This is a genomic window from Streptomyces sp. SID12501 (assembly GCF_010550245.1).
Lineage (GTDB): Bacteria > Actinomycetota > Actinomycetes > Streptomycetales > Streptomycetaceae > Streptomyces.
In genome coordinates, this window is the sequence record NZ_JAAGLU010000713.1 from 1 (window position 1) to 431 (window position 431).

The following is a 431-nucleotide window of genomic DNA, read 5'->3' on the forward strand; positions in this document are numbered from 1 at the left end:
TGCAGCCGACCTTGCGGTCGGTGTCGTACGTGACGGTCGGCGCCCCCCGGAACGCCTTCTCCTGCTGCTGCTGTGGCAGCTCCGCGACCCCCGGCAGCAGGTCCTTCAGCGTGGAGCCGGGTACGGCGCGGCAGGGCGCGGGCAGGGTCCGGTACTTTCCCGGGGGCGCGGTGGTGACGGTGGGGCCGCCCGGCTTGCTGTCGGCGTCGCTCGCGCTGCCGTCGGAGCCGGCACTGCAGCCCACGGCGAGCGCTGCGAGGAGCGCGACGCCGGGTACGTACGCCATGTGTCGCACCGTCCCAGGCTCCCTTCGGTACGGAAAACATGTTGCCGCTCGGAGGCGGCCGATGGACACAATGTGTATCGCACGCGCCGCTGTGAATGCCGGTCGGCCGACTTGTTTGCCGACCTTGGGCCCGGTTTTGCGCTTT

Annotated in this window: 1 pseudogene; it reads right to left on the reverse strand. The window is 70.8% G+C overall.

The features are described from left to right. A pseudogene (locus G3I71_RS48060) lies at positions 1 to 286 on the reverse strand (DUF3558 domain-containing protein); the annotation flags it as partial. Between the last annotated feature and the right edge of the window lie 145 nt (positions 287 to 431).